General features: G+C 70.8%; 15 protein-coding genes. 5 read left to right on the top strand and 10 right to left on the bottom strand.

What is annotated here, in order from left to right:
* Window positions 1–72: 72 nt before the first annotated feature.
* A complete protein-coding gene (locus tag E1288_RS43705) occupies window positions 73–1,272 on the bottom strand; it encodes a M14 family zinc carboxypeptidase (RefSeq protein ID WP_132494895.1) in 1,200 nt (399 codons plus the stop codon).
* A gap of 283 nt (window positions 1,273–1,555) precedes the next feature.
* Window positions 1,556–2,416, bottom strand: a complete 861-nt coding sequence (locus tag E1288_RS43700) for a MurR/RpiR family transcriptional regulator (protein WP_132494893.1) — start codon at window positions 2,414–2,416, stop codon at window positions 1,556–1,558.
* Between the two features lie 113 nt (window positions 2,417–2,529).
* Between E1288_RS43700 and E1288_RS43695 the strand changes: the two genes are divergently transcribed.
* The 3 genes from E1288_RS43695 (at window position 2,530) to E1288_RS43685 (ending at window position 6,440) form a co-directional block, all read left to right on the top strand.
* Window positions 2,530–3,948, top strand: a complete 1,419-nt coding sequence (locus E1288_RS43695) for an MFS transporter (RefSeq protein ID WP_132494891.1) — start codon at window positions 2,530–2,532, stop codon at window positions 3,946–3,948.
* Window positions 3,945–5,111 (top strand): metal-dependent hydrolase family protein, encoded by a 1,167-nt coding sequence (locus tag E1288_RS43690; protein ID WP_132494889.1) that lies wholly within the window; start codon window positions 3,945–3,947, stop codon window positions 5,109–5,111. Before E1288_RS43695 ends, E1288_RS43690 begins: the two co-directional genes overlap by 4 nt.
* Before the next feature lie 69 nt (window positions 5,112–5,180).
* A complete protein-coding gene (locus E1288_RS43685) occupies window positions 5,181–6,440 on the top strand; it encodes a GNAT family N-acetyltransferase (protein ID WP_132494887.1) in 1,260 nt (419 codons plus the stop codon).
* Between the two features lie 221 nt (window positions 6,441–6,661).
* Here E1288_RS43685 and idi read toward each other — a convergent pair whose 3' ends face one another.
* The 4 genes from idi to E1288_RS43665 all read right to left on the bottom strand — a co-directional run bounded on the left by idi (window position 6,662) and on the right by E1288_RS43665 (window position 10,470).
* On the bottom strand, window positions 6,662–7,240 hold the full coding sequence (gene idi, locus E1288_RS43680) for an isopentenyl-diphosphate Delta-isomerase (protein WP_132494885.1): 579 nt from the start codon (window positions 7,238–7,240) through the stop codon (window positions 6,662–6,664).
* A gap of 93 nt (window positions 7,241–7,333) precedes the next feature.
* Window positions 7,334–8,320, bottom strand: coding sequence for a zinc-binding dehydrogenase (locus tag E1288_RS43675; protein ID WP_132494883.1), 987 nt, complete (start codon window positions 8,318–8,320; stop codon window positions 7,334–7,336).
* A gap of 103 nt (window positions 8,321–8,423) precedes the next feature.
* Window positions 8,424–9,176: an IclR family transcriptional regulator gene (locus E1288_RS43670; protein WP_132494881.1), complete on the bottom strand. Its 753-nt coding sequence runs from the start codon at window positions 9,174–9,176 to the stop codon at window positions 8,424–8,426.
* Window positions 9,177–9,459: 283 nt separating this feature from the next.
* Entirely contained in the window at window positions 9,460–10,470 is a 1,011-nt protein-coding gene (locus tag E1288_RS43665; RefSeq protein ID WP_132494879.1) for a metallophosphoesterase family protein, read from the bottom strand.
* 242 nt (window positions 10,471–10,712) lie between these two features.
* Here E1288_RS43665 and E1288_RS43660 point away from each other — a divergent pair, with 242 nt between their 5' ends.
* Window positions 10,713–11,681 (top strand): M28 family metallopeptidase, encoded by a 969-nt coding sequence (locus tag E1288_RS43660; RefSeq protein WP_132494877.1) that lies wholly within the window; start codon window positions 10,713–10,715, stop codon window positions 11,679–11,681.
* Between the two features lie 188 nt (window positions 11,682–11,869).
* Here the strand turns inward: E1288_RS43660 and E1288_RS43655 are convergent, their stop codons facing one another.
* Genes E1288_RS43655 through E1288_RS43640 form a run of 4 tightly spaced genes read right to left on the bottom strand, consistent with a single transcriptional unit; the run spans window position 11,870 to window position 16,177 of the window.
* On the bottom strand, window positions 11,870–12,556 hold the full coding sequence (locus E1288_RS43655) for a D-arabinono-1,4-lactone oxidase (RefSeq protein ID WP_132494875.1): 687 nt from the start codon (window positions 12,554–12,556) through the stop codon (window positions 11,870–11,872).
* Between the two features lie 41 nt (window positions 12,557–12,597).
* Window positions 12,598–13,887 carry a M20/M25/M40 family metallo-hydrolase gene (locus E1288_RS43650; RefSeq protein WP_132494873.1) on the bottom strand — a complete coding sequence of 430 codons (1,290 nt, stop codon included), beginning with the start codon at window positions 13,885–13,887 and terminating at the stop codon, window positions 12,598–12,600.
* Complete coding sequence (locus E1288_RS43645) at window positions 13,884–15,224, bottom strand: cytosine permease (protein WP_132494871.1); 1,341 nt, start codon at window positions 15,222–15,224, stop codon at window positions 13,884–13,886. Before E1288_RS43645 ends, E1288_RS43650 begins: the two co-directional genes overlap by 4 nt.
* Entirely contained in the window at window positions 15,224–16,177 is a 954-nt protein-coding gene (locus E1288_RS43640) for a DUF1177 domain-containing protein (protein WP_132494869.1), read from the bottom strand. The genes E1288_RS43645 and E1288_RS43640 overlap by 1 nt, the downstream gene beginning before the upstream one ends.
* 286 nt (window positions 16,178–16,463) lie before the next feature.
* Between E1288_RS43640 and E1288_RS43635 the strand changes: the two genes are divergently transcribed.
* A complete protein-coding gene (locus E1288_RS43635; RefSeq protein ID WP_093277477.1) occupies window positions 16,464–17,057 on the top strand; it encodes a helix-turn-helix domain-containing protein in 594 nt (197 codons plus the stop codon).
* Window positions 17,058–17,180: the final 123 nt, after the last annotated feature.

The following is a 17,180-nucleotide window of genomic DNA, read 5'->3' as shown; positions in this document are numbered from 1 at the left end:
CCCACGAACACCCCCCCAAAAAACCCCAAAAACCCCGAGCCTCACCAGAAGCCCGGGGTCAGGGACGAACGATCAGTCAGAGCTGGTGTCCCAACCATAATCCGGCAATCCGAAGAACTCCCCGCCGTCGAGCCGGTCGACGTCCCCGGATGCCATGGCGCCGATCAACGACTCGACCCCGGTGCGAACGGACTGGATCAGCATCCCGTGCTGCTTCTGCCCGAGGTCGTCCTGCTGCCCGCGGACCTCGAACAGCACGGTCGCGGACCCGTTCAGGGCGAAGGCGGACCGGCCCTGCCCGGCGTATTCCCGGGAGTCGGGGTGGAAGTACCGGCCCACGCCGGCCAGCGGCGACTGGGAGCCGTACGAGCTTTGGATCCCGCGAGCCACGGCGAGCGCGTAGCGCCGGGACTTGTCCTGGTCGAGCAGCGGGTACTCGGCCTGGTAGGCGGCGCCGTCGTCGACGCCCAGGGGCGGGTAGTCCAGCGATACCGAGATGAGCTTCCCGTCCTGGGGTCCGCCGGTGGTCCGCTCGCACGGGCCCATGTGGTGCAGGTCGACCACGGCGTCCACCGCGCCGAACTCGTCGCGCAGGGCGACGTAGGTGTCCCGGATGGCCCGCGATTCCGGCGAGAGGAAGAAGCCGGCGCCGGTCTGCTGGCCGGGCAGGTCGCCGGGCTGCGGCACGTAGTCCAGCCGTGGGTTGAAGTCCCGGTTCAGGTCGAATCCGGGCAGGTCGATCCCGTCGCCGTTGAGGCCGTGGTACCAGGCGCGCGGTGCGCCCGCGAGCTGCGGGTAGTCGGCGACGACCTGGTCCCACGGCACGACGTTCATGCGCCGGTTGAGCTCTCCGCCGTCCGGGTTGACCATCGGCAGTGCGACCAGGGTGACGGACGACAGGAGTTGCTGGGTTGCCGCGTCGTTGCTCGTGCCGAGGTCGCGCAGGATGCCGATCAGCGCCTCGGTTCCGGTGCGCTCGTTGCCGTGGATGGCGCTCTGCACCATCAGGACGCGCTTGCCCGTGCCCACGCGCGCCGACCACAGCTCTCGGCCCTGCTTGCTGGTGCCGATCTGCCGGACCGCCACGCGTCCCTTCGAGCTGCTCTCGATGCTGCGCAGCGTGCGGCCGAGTTCGGCGTGGTCGGTCCAGCCGTTCCACTGCGGGTCGTCGAACGTCTTGCAGGAGCCCTGCCCCGGGCCTTCCGGCGGGGCGGAGTTTGCGGGTGCGGCGAGGCCGAGGAGGACCGTGGAGGTTGCTGCGGCGAGCGCCATCGTGGTTCGCCAACGCGGAATTCGGAACACAGTTGCACATCTCCGTTCGCGAGTTGCAATCTGTTCCGACGGCCCGGGGACACCGGTGCCCGGGCACGTCGTTCGAGGGGGAGAGCCGGGCGCGGGAAGCGCGTCCGGTGTGGACATCGGGTGGTGCGCGTCAGGCGGTTCGCCCGATGTCCGCGATCACAGCTCGGCACTCTATGAATCCGTCACCCGCGAGTCAATTGCGACGACGATCCTTTTCGCCCCGTTACCCCGCGATCAACACTTGTTCTTGCGCTCACTGCCTTGATTCTTCGGCGAACAGCCGCAGTCCGCGCCAGATGGTGTCGACCCGCTGGGCGGCTTCCCGGCTGCCTTCGGGGTCTCCGGCGGCCAGTTCCGCCACCAGTGCGTAGGCGACGCTGGTGGCCGCGGTCATGGACTGGAGGTTCGCGATGCCTTCGGTCGGGATGACGAGCACGTGGTCGGCGGCGTTCGCGGCGGGGGACTGGACGGTGTCGGTGATGACGCACGTCGTGGCCCCGGCGGCGCGCGCCAGGTGGATCGAGTCGACGGTTTCCCGGTAGTGCTGCCAGAAGCTCCACGCCACCAGGCAGTCCTGGTCGTCGAGGGAGGCGAGGGCGTTGGCGAGGTGGGGTCCGCCGCGGTCCTCGTGGGCGATGGGCAGGCCGCGGCTGGCCGCCAGCATCGCGAACGCGGCCGCGGCGACGCCGTGGGTCCCGGAGGCGACGACCAGTGTTCGCCGCGCTTCGCGGATGGCCGCGACGACGGCGCGGGCCGCCGTGTAGTCGAAGGAGTGCTCCAGGGACCTGAGGTTCTCGGCGTCGCGGGCGAACACCGACGCCAGCATGCTCCCGTCGCCGGGCGAGGCCGGCTGCTCGTAGCGGTGCGCGAGGTAGACGCCGCGCAGGTCCGCCTGGAGTTGTGGCCATCCGGGGTAGCCGAGCGCCTGCGCGAAGCGGACGACCGTGGCGCCGTTGACCTCGGCCCGGTCGGCGACTTCGGCGGCGGTGGCGTAGGAGCAGTACGTCGGCTGGGTGGTGAGCACGTCGCGGACTCGCGCCGCCTTGGGGCCCAGGCGCGTTTCCGAGATCAGCTCGTCGAGCCACTGCGCGACGTTGGCGCCTTCACCGGTCATGGCCCCATTCTGCCCTGATGCACAAGATCATGCATTGATTCTTGTTTGCACAGAAACATGCGGCTATGGTTCCAACGCATCGAGGTCCGGTGGGGGCCTCCGGAGGAGGTGCCATGTCGACCAACTCCCCGGCGGGTCCTGCGCTGCTGGCCCGTCTCGAAAGACTTCCGGTCTCCCGGCCGCACTTCCGGCTGATGCTCATGGGCGGCCTGGGCATCGCCTTCGACGGCATGGACGGCTCGCTGGTGTCCTACGTGCTCCCTGCCGTCACCCCGCTGTGGGGACTCGCGCCGTGGCAGACCGGGCTGCTCGGCAGCTCGCTGCTGATCGGGATCATGATCGGCGCGCTGTCGGCCGGACTGGCCGGCGACGCGATCGGCCGGCGGCGGATCATGATGTACGCGCTCGCCGTGTACTGCGTCGCCACCGTCGCGGCGGCCTTCGCTCCGGACTGGGGTTTCTTCTTCGTCGCCAGGCTGATCGCGGGGATCGGGGTCGGGGCCGAGGCCGCGATCATCCCGGCGTTCATGTCGGAGTTCGTGCCCGGCCGGATCCGCGGCCTGTTCGTCGGCTCGATCGCCGGGTTCTTCTCGCTCGGCTACATCGCGGCGGCGCTGCTGGGCACCTTCTTCGTCCCGGCGTTCCCGGACGGCTGGCGGGTGGCGCAGCTGGTCACCGCCGCGCCGCTGCTGATGCTGCTGTGGTGGCGCCGCGCGCTGCCCGAATCGCCGCGCTGGCTCATCGATCAGGGCCGCCTGGACGAGGCCGAAACCGTTGTCGCGCAACTGGAGGAGCGGGTCGAGCGGGCCACCGGGAAACCGCTGCCGCCGGTGGAGGAGCAGGCCGCGCCGGAGCCGGTGCGGGCCGCGGAGCAGAGCGGCACGGGGTCGCGCATGGCCGGGCTGTGGCTGGGCGGGATGGCGCGGCGCACCGCCGTGCTGTGGCTGCTGTGGATCAGCCTCACGTTCGCCTACTACGGGTTCTTCACCTGGATCCCGTCGCTGCTGGTGCAGCAGGGCATGACGATGTCGAAGAGCTTCACCTACTCCCTGCTGATCACCATCGCCCAGGTGCCGGGCTACTACTCGGCCGCATACCTGAGCGAGCGGCTGGACCGCAAGCGCACCATCGCCGGCTACCTCATCGGCGGTGCTATCGCCGCCTTCCTGCTGTCGCAGGGCAGCGCCGACGCCCAAGTGCTGATCTTCGGCGCGCTGCTGTCGTTCTTCATGAACGGCACCTACGCGGCGCTGTACGCCTACACGCCCGAGGTGTACCCGACGCGCATGCGGGCGACCGGCACCGGCGCGGCGTCGGCGTTCGGCCGCATCGGCGGCATCGTCGCGCCGATCATCATCGGCTTGCTCTACGCGTCGATCGGGTTCGGCGGCGTCTTCACGATGGTGACCGGCGCGCTCGTGGCCGGCGCACTGGGCGTGCTGGTGTTCGGCGTCAGCACCAGCGGCCGCACGTTGGAGGAATTGACCGGGACCGCCGCGCGCGGCCAACAGCAGAAGGAGATTCAGGCGTGACCTCGCGAATCGTGTTCCGCAACGCGACGGTGCTGGACCCCCGCGCCGGCGAGTTGCTGCCGGACAGGTCGGTGGTGGTCGCCGGCGGCCGGATCGTCGAGGTCACCGACGAGCCGGTGCGCGCGGCGGAGGAGATCGACGTGCGCGGGCGGGTGCTCATGCCGGGCCTGATCGACTCGCACGTCCACGCCACCCAGGCGAGCGCGGACTTCGCCGAGCTGAAGTCGTGGTCGCCGTACTACGCCGCGGCGCGGGTGGGCCAGGTGCTGGACCAGATGCTGATGCGCGGCTTCACCACGGTCCGCGACATGGGCGGCGCCGATCACGGCGTGGCCCGCGCCGTGGCGGAGGGCCTGTTCCGCGGGCCGCGCGTGCTGTTCGGCGGCCCGATCATCGCGCCGACCGGCGGCCACGGCCTGACCCGGATCTGCGACGGCGAGATCGAGCTGCGGCGGGCGATCCGCGAGCAGATGGCGCTCGGCGCGCACCACATCAAGCTGACCGTCAGCGGCGGCGTGGTGTCCTCGATGCGGATCGACGCCCTCGGCTATTCCGAGCCGGAGATCCGGGCGGCGGTCGACGAGGCGAACCTGGCGCACCGCTACGTTGCCGGGCACGCCTACACGGCCGAGGCGGTGAACCGCGCGCTGCGCTGCGGCGTGCGCACCATCGAGCACGGCAACCTCATGGACGAGTCGAGCGTCGAGCTTTTCCAGCAGCACCAAGCGTTCTACGTGCCGACGCTGGCCACCTACCACGCGCTGACACGCGACGACGCGCCGCGCGCGCTGCCGGAGGAGAACAGGCGGAAGCTGCACGACGTGATCGACGCGGGGCTGCACGCGCTGGAGCTGGCCGACCGGGCCGGGCTGCAGATCGGGTACGGCACCGATCTGCACGGCGAGCTGCACGCCTACCAGCTCGCCGAGTTCAGCCTGCGCGCCCAGGTGCAGCGGCCGGTGGAGATCGTCCGCGCGGCCACGATCATCGGTGCCGAGATCGCCGGGATGGTCGGCGAGATCGGCGAGATCGTGCCGGGCGCCTTCGCCGACCTGCTGGTCGTCGACGGCAACCCGCTGGAGGACATCGGCGTGCTCACCGACCCCGAGCGCCGCCTGTCGTTGATCATGCGCGACGGTGTGCTGGTGCGCAACGAGATGTGACATCGGTCCGTTAACCGCGCCGTCATCCCAGGTCAAGCGCCTGCAATACGGCGAGGGAAGCATGGTGGCATGACTTCCCGGCAGCATCGCGGGGACTGGACCCGCGAACTCATCGAGCTGGCCGCGCTGTTCCTGGCGGCGGGGGCGGCGAACCTGTTCGCGACCGGGGCGCAGGGCCGCGGGCCGATGGCGCTGCTGTCCATCGGCGCCGTCCTGCTGGTGGCGGCCGCCGGGCGGTGGTGGTGGCGCCGGCGGCAGGTGCCCGACGTGCCCGAGGTGCGGGTTCCGGAGATCGTGAGCGTGCAGCAGACGCTGTGGCGGCTGCGCGCGTCGGTGACCGACACGCCGGGCCGGCTGGCGCACCTGGCCGGCGGCCTGGCCGCGCTCGGCGCGGACATCCGGACCATGCAGGTCCACCCCGTCGCCGGCGGGGTGGTCGATGAGGTGCTGCTGCACGTGCCGTCGCGGGTGAGCGGCCGGGAACTGGTCGCCGCGGTCGAGGCAGCCGGTGGCCGGGACGTGACCGCGGTGCGGGCGGACGTGCGCGAGCTCGACGACGTGCCGACGCGGACCGCGAACCTGGCGATCGACCTGGTCAACGGCCGCACCGACCTGGTCCGGGCGCTGCGCGCGCTGCTCGGGCAGGTAGTGGTCCGGTGGCAGGAGGAGGCCGGTTCGCCCGCCGGCGGCGAGATGCGCCTGGCGGATCCGGGCGGCGGGGTCCTGGTGCTGGAGCGGCCCGGCGGGGCGTTCACCCCGGCGGAGTTCGCGCGGGCGCGGGCGATGGTCGAGCTGGCCGCGAGCTGCCGGGCGCGGGTGCGGCCGGTGCCGGACGTCGCGCGCGCCGCGAGCGGGGCGGAGCTGACGATCCGGCCGGCGGACCGGTCGGACGTGGAACTGGTTTCGGAGTTCCACGAGAGGTGTTCCAGCGCGGCCCGCTACCGGCGCTACTTCAGCCCCGGGCCGGGGCAGGGGGAGCGCGGGCTGCTGCGCCTGCTGACCCCGGCGCTGGGCCGGTCGCTGCTCGCGGTGGCGCCGGGCGGCGAGGTGATCGGCATGGGAAACCTGATGTACGACGGCGATTCCGGCGAGCTGGCGCTGCTGGTCCGGGACGACTGGCAGCGGCAGGGCGTCGGCACGGCGCTGGCGCGGAAGCTTGTCGAGCAGGCCGGGGAACTCGGGATCGGCACGCTCACCGCGCAGACCCACGTCGACAACACCGCGATCGCGCGAACGCTGCGCGGCGCGGGCCTGAAGCTGATCGGGGCGCCGGAACCGGGCGAGTGGAGCTGGTCGCGGGAGCTGCGGCCGAAGGCGGCGGCTACCTGACCGCAGCTCCCGCGCGTCAGCCGAGCTTCTCGGCGATCAGCGGCACCACGGTGTCGAGGGTGTGCGGGATGCTGAGCAGGTCAACACCAGCAGCAGCGTCGATTACGCGACCGCGCGGCGCCGGGTCCGCGACACCAGGTTGAGCATGGACCTACCCCATCTCCGATCAAGTTAGCTTTGGCCAACCTGACCGGAGAGGGGGAAATGTCCGCAATGCGGGGTCAGCTCACGTGGGCGGCCGGCGGCAGGCCCGCCGGCGAACCCTTGGGCCACCGCGCCGGTTCCGGGCCCAGCTCGGTCAGCTGGCGGACCTGCAGCGAGCACCACGGCGACACCTCGGACTCGCCGGCGAGCACCGCGGAGCTGAACTCCGCCCAGTCCACCCAGCGGGTTTCGGCGACCTCGTCCGGGTTCGGCTCCGGCGTGCCGCCGGTGAAGGCGACGAACACCGGGCACTTCTCGTTCTCCACCACGCCGTTGGGCATCGTGGCGCGGTACTGGAAGCCGGGCAGCACGAGCTCCAGGCCGTGCACGGTGAGCCCGAGCTCTTCGCCGAGCCGCCGGGTGATCGCGGCCTTCATGTCCTCCGCGGGCGCGGGGTGGCCGCAGCAGGTGTTGGTCCACACGCTCGGGAAGGTGCGCTTGTGGTGCGCCCGCTGCGTCAGCAGGAACTCGCCGCGATCGTTGAACACGTAGCAGGAGAAGGCCAGGTGCAGCGGCGTCTGTCGGTGGTGGACGATCGCCTTGTCCTCGACCCCGATCGCGTTGCCGGATTCGTCGAGCAGAACCACCTGTTCCACGGTCCTACCTCCTGGGAGCATGTTGATCTGAACGGATGCGCCCCAGGCCCGCACCTTACGACGAACCGGTTGGTATCCGCCATACGATCTTGATCACGGGTGGGGTCGCAGCACCACCTTGCCGTAGGTTGCGCGGTTCTCCAACGCGGCATGCGCCTTCGCCGCGTCGGCCAGCGCGAACGGCGTGCCGACCAGCGGCCGCAGGCTGCCGTCGGCGAGCGCGGCCAGCGCCTCGTCCTCCAGCGCCCGCATGCCGCCGGGCACCTTCAGCAGGTTCGGGCCGAGGGCCACGTTCGCGGCCACCGAGCGGGCGATCAGGTCGTCGGAGGTGAACCGGTGCTCGCCGAATTCCCTGCCGTACATCGTGATCCGGCCGCCGGCGCCGAGCAGGTCGAAGGCCGCCCGGCCGTACTCACCGCCGGCTCCGTCGAGCACGAGGCTGACCTCGCGCCCGTCGAGCGCATGGCGCACCGTCTCCGGCCAGCCCGGCGCGGTGTAGTCGACGGCGACGTCAGCGCCCAGTTCCCGCACCTTGGCGACCTTCGCCGGCCCGCCTGCCGCGCCCACCACCGTCGCGCCGATGTTGCGGGCGTGCTGCACCGCCAGCGCGCCGATGCCCCCGGCGGCCGAGGTGACCAGCACGACGTCGTCGGCGGTCGGCCGCGCGATGCGCAGGATGGACATCGTGGTCCGGCCGGTGCCGATCATCGCGACCGCGGCTTCGAAGCCGACGTCTTCGGGCAGCACCTGCAGCGCCTCGACGTCGCGGACCGCGAGCTCGGCGTAGCCGCCGCTGGCCATGCCGAGGTGGGCGACGACGCGCCGACCCAGCCACTCCGCGTCGACGCCCGCGCCGAGCGCGTCGACGACCCCGGCGACCTCGCGGCCCGGCGTCATCGGCAGCTCGGGCTGGGGGAACGGCCCGCCCTGCATGCCCTGCCGGATCGCGGTGTCGATGACGTGCACGCCGGCGGCGGCGACCGCGATGCGCACCTGTCCGGGGCCGGGGGTCGGGTCGGGTAACTCTTCGTAGCGGAGGACCTCTGCGGGGCCGAACTCGTACTGCCGAATCGCGTGCATTCCTTCTCCCTGCGCCGTTTTCCGGGTTGCGGCCGCAACGCTAGGAGTTCGAGCCAGGTCGAGGTCAATGCCCCGGCGCGGGAATTGTGATCACGGCCTCCGGTCAGCGGAGCCGGTAGGTGATCTCCTGGACCGCCGTGCGCACCGCGGCGGCCATCTCGTCGAGCCGGTCGGCCACCCGCGTCGTCGGCCCGGCGATCGACACCGCGGCGGTGCCGGCGTCGGCGCGGTGCGACAGCACCGGTCCGGCCACCGCGGACACGTCCGGCACCGTCTCGCCCCGGTTGTAGGCGACGCCGTCGGCGGCGATGTCCGCGAGCTCGCGCTCGACCCGGGCCCGCTCGTCGGGATCGGGGAAGTGTTCGCGCAGGTACGCCTCGCGGGAGGCGCGGTCGAGGTTCGCGAGCAGGCACTTGCCGATGCTGGTCGGGTAGAGCGGGCGCCGCTTGCGCAGCGGCGCCGAATAGCGGATGAGCTGGGTGGACTCGATGGACTCCAGGTACACCACCGAGTCCCCCACGAGCGTGCCGATCATGACGGTCTCGTCGAACTCCGCGCGCAGCTTCTGCATCGCCGGCCGCGCCGCGTCCACCAGCGGCGTGCCCGGGGTCGGCAGCAGCGCGCCGACCGCCGGCCCCAGCAGGTAGGCGCCGCCCTGCTCGTGCAGGTACCCGGTCGCCACCAGGCCCTTCACCAGGCCGTGCACCGAGGTCTTCGGCGCGTCCAGCGCCCCGGCGAGCACGCTCAGCCGCACCCCGTGCGGGTCGGCGGCCACGGTCTCCAGGATGGTGGTCACCCGGCTGACGGTGCGGTGCTCCTTGGCCGGGCCGCGCGCCCGGCCGCCTGACTCGCCCACGGCGCCCCCTCGGCTCGGCCTGCGCCTGAAGGATAGCCAGCCCGACGGCCGGACCGAAGCTGCGCCGCTTACGAGCCGCCGACTACGGGGCTGTTTGAGGATGCGGCGTCAGCCGCATGCGGTGTGGGACTCAGCTTGCACCGCCGCGGGTTCTCAGACGTCGTCTGGCGAGGACAGCCCCGATGCCGCGTATTCGGTCATACGTAAGTCGGGGCTCCCACAGTCCAGGCGGCGTCTGAGGTTCCGCCACCCGCACCGCCACGCAAACCCATTCAAACCATCTCTACGAGTCGTTGTGCAGTGGGATGGTGATCTGCTTCAGCCAGGTTCCGGTGGTGAAGTCGCGCGCCATGATGACCACGTTGCGCGCGTCGACCTCGACCTGCAGGCCCTGGTTGAACGCGCCGCCCAGGGACACCTCGCCGCCCTTGCCGTCGTCCTGCCAGCCGACCTGGATCGCGCCCGTGTTGACCACGGTGAAGCCCTCCAGGTTGCCGGTGCCCGGCACCACCCGGCGCACCACCCAGTCGGACAGTTCGAGGTTCCAGTGCGTGTGCCCGGAGAACAGGAACACGTCGCGGTGGCGGCCGAGGATCCCCAGCAGCCGGTCGGACTGCAGGTAGTCGTTGAGGTAGAGCTTGTTGTGCGTGCCGGAGACGGTGTTCGGCAACGGGTGGTGGGTCAGCACCATGACCGGCTTGCGCCACCGCGCCCAGTGGTCGAGCCGCTGCTCCAGCCAGTTGAACTGCTGGTCGCTGATCCACACCTCGTCCCACAGCTTCGGGTCGTGGTAGTGCGAGTACCGCTCGGTCCCGATGCTCAGCACCGGGATCCCGCCGAAGGAGTGCTCCGCGAAGATGGTGTTGCGGCCGGCGAAGTCGAAGAAGCTGCGGAACAGCGAGTCTTCGGTGGTGCCGTTGGGCCAGGTCTCCTGCGCGAGCGTGTCGGGGTCGCGCCACTTCGGCACGTAGAACTCGTGGTTGCCGATCGCCCAGGCGACCTCCTTCGGGTGCGCGTGCTTGTCCAATGTGGACTTCACGGCCGCGTACTCGAAGTCGTAGCCGCGCGGCGTGATGTCGCCCGCGATGCCCAGCCCCGCGCTGCCCGGGTTGATCCGGGCCAGGTCGTCCAGCGCCTTGCCGAAATCGCCGAGGTCGCCCTGGATGTCGCTGATGACGTTGAAGCGCACCTTGTTGCCGGCCTGCGGCGGCGGCGCCGCGTGCGCGGTGGAGCCGAGGACGGTGGTGGCGGCAAGCGCGCCACCCGTCCCGGCGATGAACGATCGGCGATCCATGAGCGCTGATTCCTCCTGTGCTGGCCGGTTGGCCCTGTGAAATTAGGCCGAACGGCCGCACCGGCGGTGGATTCCTCGTGTCGGCCGGATGGACTCGTGCCGAACACTTCACCGGAAGTCGGGCAAAGCCGGGAAAAACGAGTTCCGGACACCGGCGGCGAGTTCACGTCAAACCGCCCACCGCGTCGCGTCGCGTCGTTACGTTCCGCTGCGGCGAAGATCGACCGACGGAAGGGCGCAGCATGCCGAAACGACCACTCCTGGCGACCGCGGCGGCACTGGCCGTGGCGTCCGCTCTGGTGTTGCCGGCCACGGCGGCCAGCGCACCGCTGACCGGCGTCACCGCCGTCCAGGACCACCTGCAGGAGCTGCAGAAGATCGCCGAGGCCAACGGCGGCAACCGGGCGGCGGGCCAGCCCGGCTACAAGGCCTCGCTCGACTACGTCAAGGCCCAGCTGGACGCAGCCGGATTCGCCACCACGATCCAGGAATTCGACGCCATCGGCGGCACGACGTACAACCTGCTCGCCGAAACCCCCGGCGGCGACGCGAACAGCGTGGTGATGTTCGGCGCTCACCTGGACAGCGTCAGCAGGGGCGCGGGGATCAACGACAACGGCACCGGTTCGGCCGCGATCCTGCAGGCCGCCCTGGACTACGCGGGCAGCGGCGCGACGCCGAAGAACAAGCTGCGCTTCGCGTTCTGGGGCGCCGAGGAGCAGGGCCTGGTCGGCTCGTCGCACTACGTGCAGAGCCTGTCCGACGCGGAACGCGGCCAGATCGTCGCGTACCTGAACTTCGACATGGTCGGCTCGCCGAACGCCGGCTACTTCACCTACGACGGCGACGATTCCGACGGCGAGGGCGCCGGCCCCGGCCCGGAGGGCTCGGCGCAGATCGAGAAGCTGCTCAACGACGCGCTCGCGGCGTCCGGGGTGCAAACCGAGGGCACGGACTTCGACGGCCGCTCCGACTACGGCCCGTTCATCGAGGTCGGCATCCCGGCGGGCGGCACCTTCACCGGCGCCGAGGGCACGAAGACGCCGGAGCAGGCGCAGAAGTGGGGCGGCCAGGCCGGCGAGGCCTACGACTCCTGCTACCACCAGTCCTGCGACACGGTCGACAACGTCGACCAGCAGGCCCTGGACCGCAACTTCCAGGCGATCTCGACGGCGGTCAAGACCTACGCCGAGCAGTTCCCCCAGCCGTAACCGGCGATACCCCGTAGCGTTGGGCGCCTCCGACCCGGTCGGAGGCGCCCAACGCTCTCAGCCCGCCGCCGGCTCGGGTGCCGCGGTCCGGATCGCCGGCAGGGCGATCCGGTGGGCCAGCAGGATCGCCAGCAAATCAGGTAGATGATCGAGTTGACCACGAGTTCCATCCCGGACCTCCTCGCGGCTCAGGCCAGCAGCGGGCGCAGGTGGTCGTTGAGGAAGGTGCCGTTCGGGTCGAATTCGCGGCGCACGTCGAGGAACGTGCCGAACTCGTCGAACAGCTCGCCCATCCGGTCGCGGGTCATGAAGTGCAACTTCCCCCAGTGCGGCCGGGCGCGGAACTCGCGCAGCCGCTCGTCGACCGCACGCAGGAACGGCCAGTAGTCGGTGCCGGGGGCGCCGGAGACGGAGATGACGGTCGTCGCGCGCCGGTGGTTCGGCGAGAGGTACGCGTCGTCGGCGGCGGTCCACCGGACCTCGATGGGGTAGCGCTGGTCGGGATGCTCGGTGCGCATCAGCTCGCGGATCGCCGAGACGGCTTCGAGCCCGTGCTCGGCCGGGACCATGTACTCCATCTCGTGGAACGGCGTGTCGAATCCGCCCGGGTAGATCCGGTAGGCGCGGTCCACGCGGTGGCCCTCGGTGGTGACGATCCCGGCGGGCTCGTCGACCTCGGCCTCGTCGTAGAGCTTCACGCAGCAGTGGTCGGCCATCGGCTGGTCCGGCGGCGCGGGCAGCTGGTACAGGTCGGCGGATTCGTCGGCGGGGCACCAGAAGAACGAGAAGTGGCGGTGCCCGGCGATCAGCTCGTCCCACGACTCGACGATCTGCTGCCACGGCCGGTAGCTGATCTCCTCGGTCAGGAGTGGCAATGACCGTTATGGGCGATCATTGCCACTCCCGACCGCCCGGATCAGCAGGTCCGCAGGAGGCGTTGCATCACCCGGGTGGAGAAGCGCAGCGACTCCAGCGGGATTCGTTCGTCCACCCCGTGGAACATCCGCGAGTACGGCAGTTCCGGCGGCACCCGGAGGGCCTTGAAGCCGAACCCGTTGATGCCGATCGTGGCGAACGCCTTGTTGTCGGTGCCGCCCGCGTTGCAGTACGGAGTCGGGTGGCCGTCCGGGTCCTCCGCCCGGATCGCCGCGCACATCGCGTCGACCAGGGTGCCGGCGAACTCCGTCTGCATCGCCACGTCGTGGTGGATGAACTCGCGGCGCACCGACGGCAGCAGCAGGGAGTCGATGGTGTCCAGCAGCTCCTGCTCGTGGCCGGGCAGGAACCGCCCGTCCACTGCGGCCGTGGCGCGGCCCGGGATGACGTTGGTCTGGTAGCCGCCCTCGATCATGGTGGGATTCGCCGAGTTGCGCAGGATCACGTCGACCAGGTCGGCCACCGGGCCCATCTTCGTCAAGCTACCGTCCACATCGGACGGATCGAAGTCCGTGCCGAGGAGTTCGGCGGCCCGCTCCAGCAGCACCCGCACCGGCTCGATCAGCCGCACCGGGAACCGGTGCCTGCCGATGCGGGCCAGCGACTCCGCCAGGTCGGTGACGGCGTTCTCGTCGTTCGGCGAGGAGCCGTGCCCGGCCCGGCCGGTGGCGATCAGCCGCAGCCACGCCTGGCCGCGCTGGGCGTTCTCGATCGGGTACAGCCGCTGGCCGTTGCCCAGGTCGAACGACACGCCGCCGCCCTCGGTGATCGCCTCGGTGACGCCGTCGAACAGCTCCGGTCGGTTGCGCACCAGCCAGTGCGAGCCGAACTTGCCGCCGTCCTCCTCGTCGGCGAGGAAGCCGAACACGATGTCCCGCGGCGGTTTCCGGCCGGTGCGGCCGAATTCCCGGGCCACCGCGAGGATCACCGCGTCGAAGTCCTTCATGTCGATCGCGCCGCGGCCCCACAGGCAGCCGTCGTGGATCTCGCCGCCGAACGGGTCGAAGGTCCACTCGCTCGCATCCGCCGGCACCACGTCGAGGTGGCCGTGCATCAGCAGTGCGCCCCGCGACGGGTCCTCGCCCTCGACGCGGGCGATCACGCTGGCCCGCCCCGGCGCGCTTTCGACCAATGTGGACTCGATGCCGACCTCCGCCAGCTTCGCCGCGACGTACTCGGCCGCCGCGCGCTCGTTGCTGGTCGGGTTGGAGGTGTCGATGCGGATCAGGTCCCGGCAGAGGTCGACGACCTCGTCCTCGGGCACGCTCATGACTTGCGTCCTTCCAGCGTCGAGATCCCCACCGGGCGCACCAGCCCGGCGAAGGCGAGCACCGTGTAGAGCAGGAATCCGGTCAGCAGCGAGTTGAGGGCCGGGATGCCCGCGTCGACGAAGTAGCCGACGCAGAAGCCGGCCGCCCACACCACCAGCGTCGCGGGCACCCAGGTGGCCACCTTGTCGGGCAGCGTGCCAGTGAGCCGGGTGCGGTCGAGCTCGCCGCGCATCCGGCGGGCCACCCAGTACTCGGCGACGATGATGCCGCCGATCGGCGGGATCGCCACGCCGAGGATCTTCAGGAACTCCGTGAAGTGGTCCAGGAAACCCATCGCGGACAGCACGGTGCCGAGCACGCCGATCACGAGCGTCACCGTCGCGCGGTGCAGGCGCTTGCCGAAGACCGTGTCCGCGAAGTTCACCACGCCCAGGGAGGAGGCGTAGAGGTTCCAGTCGTTGATCTTCGCGGTGGACAGGATCACGATGACCAGCCCGACGAACCCGGACGTGGACAGCACGATCGAGGTGACGTCCTTGCTGCCGACCAGCTGCCCGAGCAGCACGCCCGTCATACCGACGATGTACTCGCTGAGGATCATCGAGCACGAGCTCTGCAGCAGGACGTGCCAGCCCTTGCGGTTGTAGCGGGTCATGTCGGGGGCCACGACCGCGCCGGACATGAACCCGCCCGCGACGATGGTCGCCGCCGCCGGGATGGACAGCGCCGCGGCGGTCGGCTCCTTGGCGATCAGCTCGCCGATGGAGTGCTGCGAGAGCGTGCTGATCACGCTCCAGGCCACCAGCGCGAAGAACAGCGGCACGGCGATCTTGGCCAGCCACATCATGTACTTGAACCCGTAGATCACCAGCGCGGTCAGCACCGCGCCGGAGATCGCGCACCACAGCCAGATCGGGCCGCCGACCAGCGACTGCATGCTCTTGCCGAAGATGCCGTTCTGCACGCCGAACCAGCCGACCATGCTGATCGCGATGACGAGGCTGACCAGCGCCGAGCCGTTGCGCCCGAACCCGGCGAAGCGGGTGAGCATGGTCATCGCCAGGCCCTCGCGCTGACCGGCCAGGCCGACCAGGAAGATCACGATCTCCAGCAGCACCGCGCCGAGGGTGAACGCCCAGAAGGCGTCCCAGAACCCCATCGCGATGCCCAGCGAGGCACCCAGCACGAACTGGGAGAGCGAGCCGGACTGCCCGAGCCACTGCAGCAGCATCGACCCGAACCCGTAGCGCGCGTCCTGGGGGACGCGACGCAGCGAGTAGTCGTCGTTGCCGATCTGCTTGCCCGGCGCGGCCTCGGCGGACTGCGCCGTGCCCATCACTCCTCCTCGGCGGGCAGGTCGCCCATGGTCTGCAGGTGGGCGAGGGAGCCGTAGCGCGCGACGAGGTGGTCGAACTCCGCCTGGTCGTGGAAGGCCAGCTGGCCCGCGCCGAACTCCTTGGCGACCTCGACGGCGTAGCGCGCGGCCGCCGCGATGTCGGTCTCGTGGCTCGCGCCGGTGGCGCAGCCGGGCACGGCGGTGGCGGCCACGATCGCCAGGCCCACCACCGGCGCGGCGGTCGCGGTGGCCGGCTGCAGGATCGAGTTGATGTGGTAGACGCCGTTGCCGTAGGGCGTGATGTCCTGCGTGGTCACCGGGTAGGTCACCAGCGGTTCGCCGGTCACGGTCTCCAGCAGGGTGCCCAGCCGGTCCGAAACCCGCAGCACCCAGCCCTGCTTGACCGTCGGCGACAGCGCCAGGCCCTTGTGGTTGATGATCCGGTTGCCCTTGGTGGTGTCGATGGACAGCACCGCGTCCATGTCGTCGCTGACCTCGTGGGCGTTCATGGTCGCGATCCCCACCGGGGAGTCCATGAACGGCACCGGCTCGTGCGGCCGGGTCGGGGCATCCGGGCACACGTGGGTGCTGATCAGGACGTCGCCCGGGAGCACGTCGCCGCGGGCGCGCATCGACAGCAGCTTCGCCGCGGTCGCGATGGCCGCGGCGGCGCCGTCGCCGTCGGAGACGAACCCGGTCACCTCCGGGCGGGCGCCGATCCCGCCGAGCCGCCCCACGACGCCCAGCGTCGGGGCGTCGCCGCCGGCCGCCTTGCCCCGCGTGCCGGGGATGCGGACCTGCACGAAGTCGGTCGTGCCCTGGTGGCCTTGAACGGTGGTGCTGGTGGCCTGCCCGGACTCGCCGGCCACCTCGTCGAGGTGGGCGACCACGCGGGCGCCGGTGACCGACGGATCGTCGAGGAGATCCACTACATCCAGGACGTGTTTGAGCATCTGGGCCCCTTGGAACTCGGCACCGCGAAGAACCGGGTGCGGGCCGCGAGCGCCCGGGCAGGACGGGGGAGCTGCCCGGTCTCGCGGCCTGGTAGTTGGAAGGGCGTCCGCCGGAGTTGTTGTCGGGGCATCTCCGGCGACCGCCGTGCCGATTACGGTGCGCTTGCGGCGAACCGTCGAGCAAGGAAATCCCGTTATTCGCAAAACCGGACGTCGCGCGGCCCGGTGGCGGCCGGGTACCGGTGGTTAAGCTGCGGGCACGTTCCGGGTCTTGGGGAGGTGCTTGATGGCGCAGGTGGAGGCCGTCCGGGTGCTGGCGGCCAATCTGCGGGCGCTGCGGGCCGAGCAGGCGCTGTCGCTGTCCGAGGTGGCGCGGCGGTCCGGGATCGCCAAGGGCACGCTGTCGCAGCTGGAGTCCGGCGTCGGCAACCCCACCATCCAGACGGTGTTCAGTTTGTCGAACGCTTTGCAGGTGCCGGTGTCGACCCTGCTGACCGAGCGCACCGAGCCGGACGTGGTGCTGGTGCGGTCCGCGGGGCTGGAGGTGCTCAGCAGCAACGCCGTCGACCTGCGGATGCTGCGCCGGCTCGACCTGACGTCGGCGGTGGTGGAGGTCTACGACCAGCGCGTGCGGCCCGGCGAGGTGCAGCGCTCGGACGGGCATCCTGGGCGGGAACACGTCGTTGTCACGGAAGGAAAACTGCGCGTCGGACCGGCCGACGCGCCCTACGAGCTAGGGCCGGGGGATTATGTGTGTTTCCCGGCGCAGCTGCCGCACACCTACGAGACCGTCGGCGGCCCGGTGACCTCGGTGCTGCTGCTGGAGTACCCCAGCGACGCCGACAGCCCGATGCTCCGCCACCACCCACCCCTCACCTAGGCGCGTTGGACCGCAATTTCAATGGAAATCGAAGGTCCAATTTCCATTGAAATTGCGGGAGTTATCCACAGGCACCGGCGTGTCGAGGCCGGGGTCCTGGGGCGTGGTCGGGGTGGTGGTGTG

The sequence above is a fragment of the Saccharopolyspora elongata genome (assembly GCF_004348985.1).
Taxonomy (GTDB): domain Bacteria; phylum Actinomycetota; class Actinomycetes; order Mycobacteriales; family Pseudonocardiaceae; genus Saccharopolyspora; species Saccharopolyspora elongata.
Note: the sequence above shows the minus strand (reverse complement) of the source record. Positions and strands in the feature narration are given on the sequence as shown.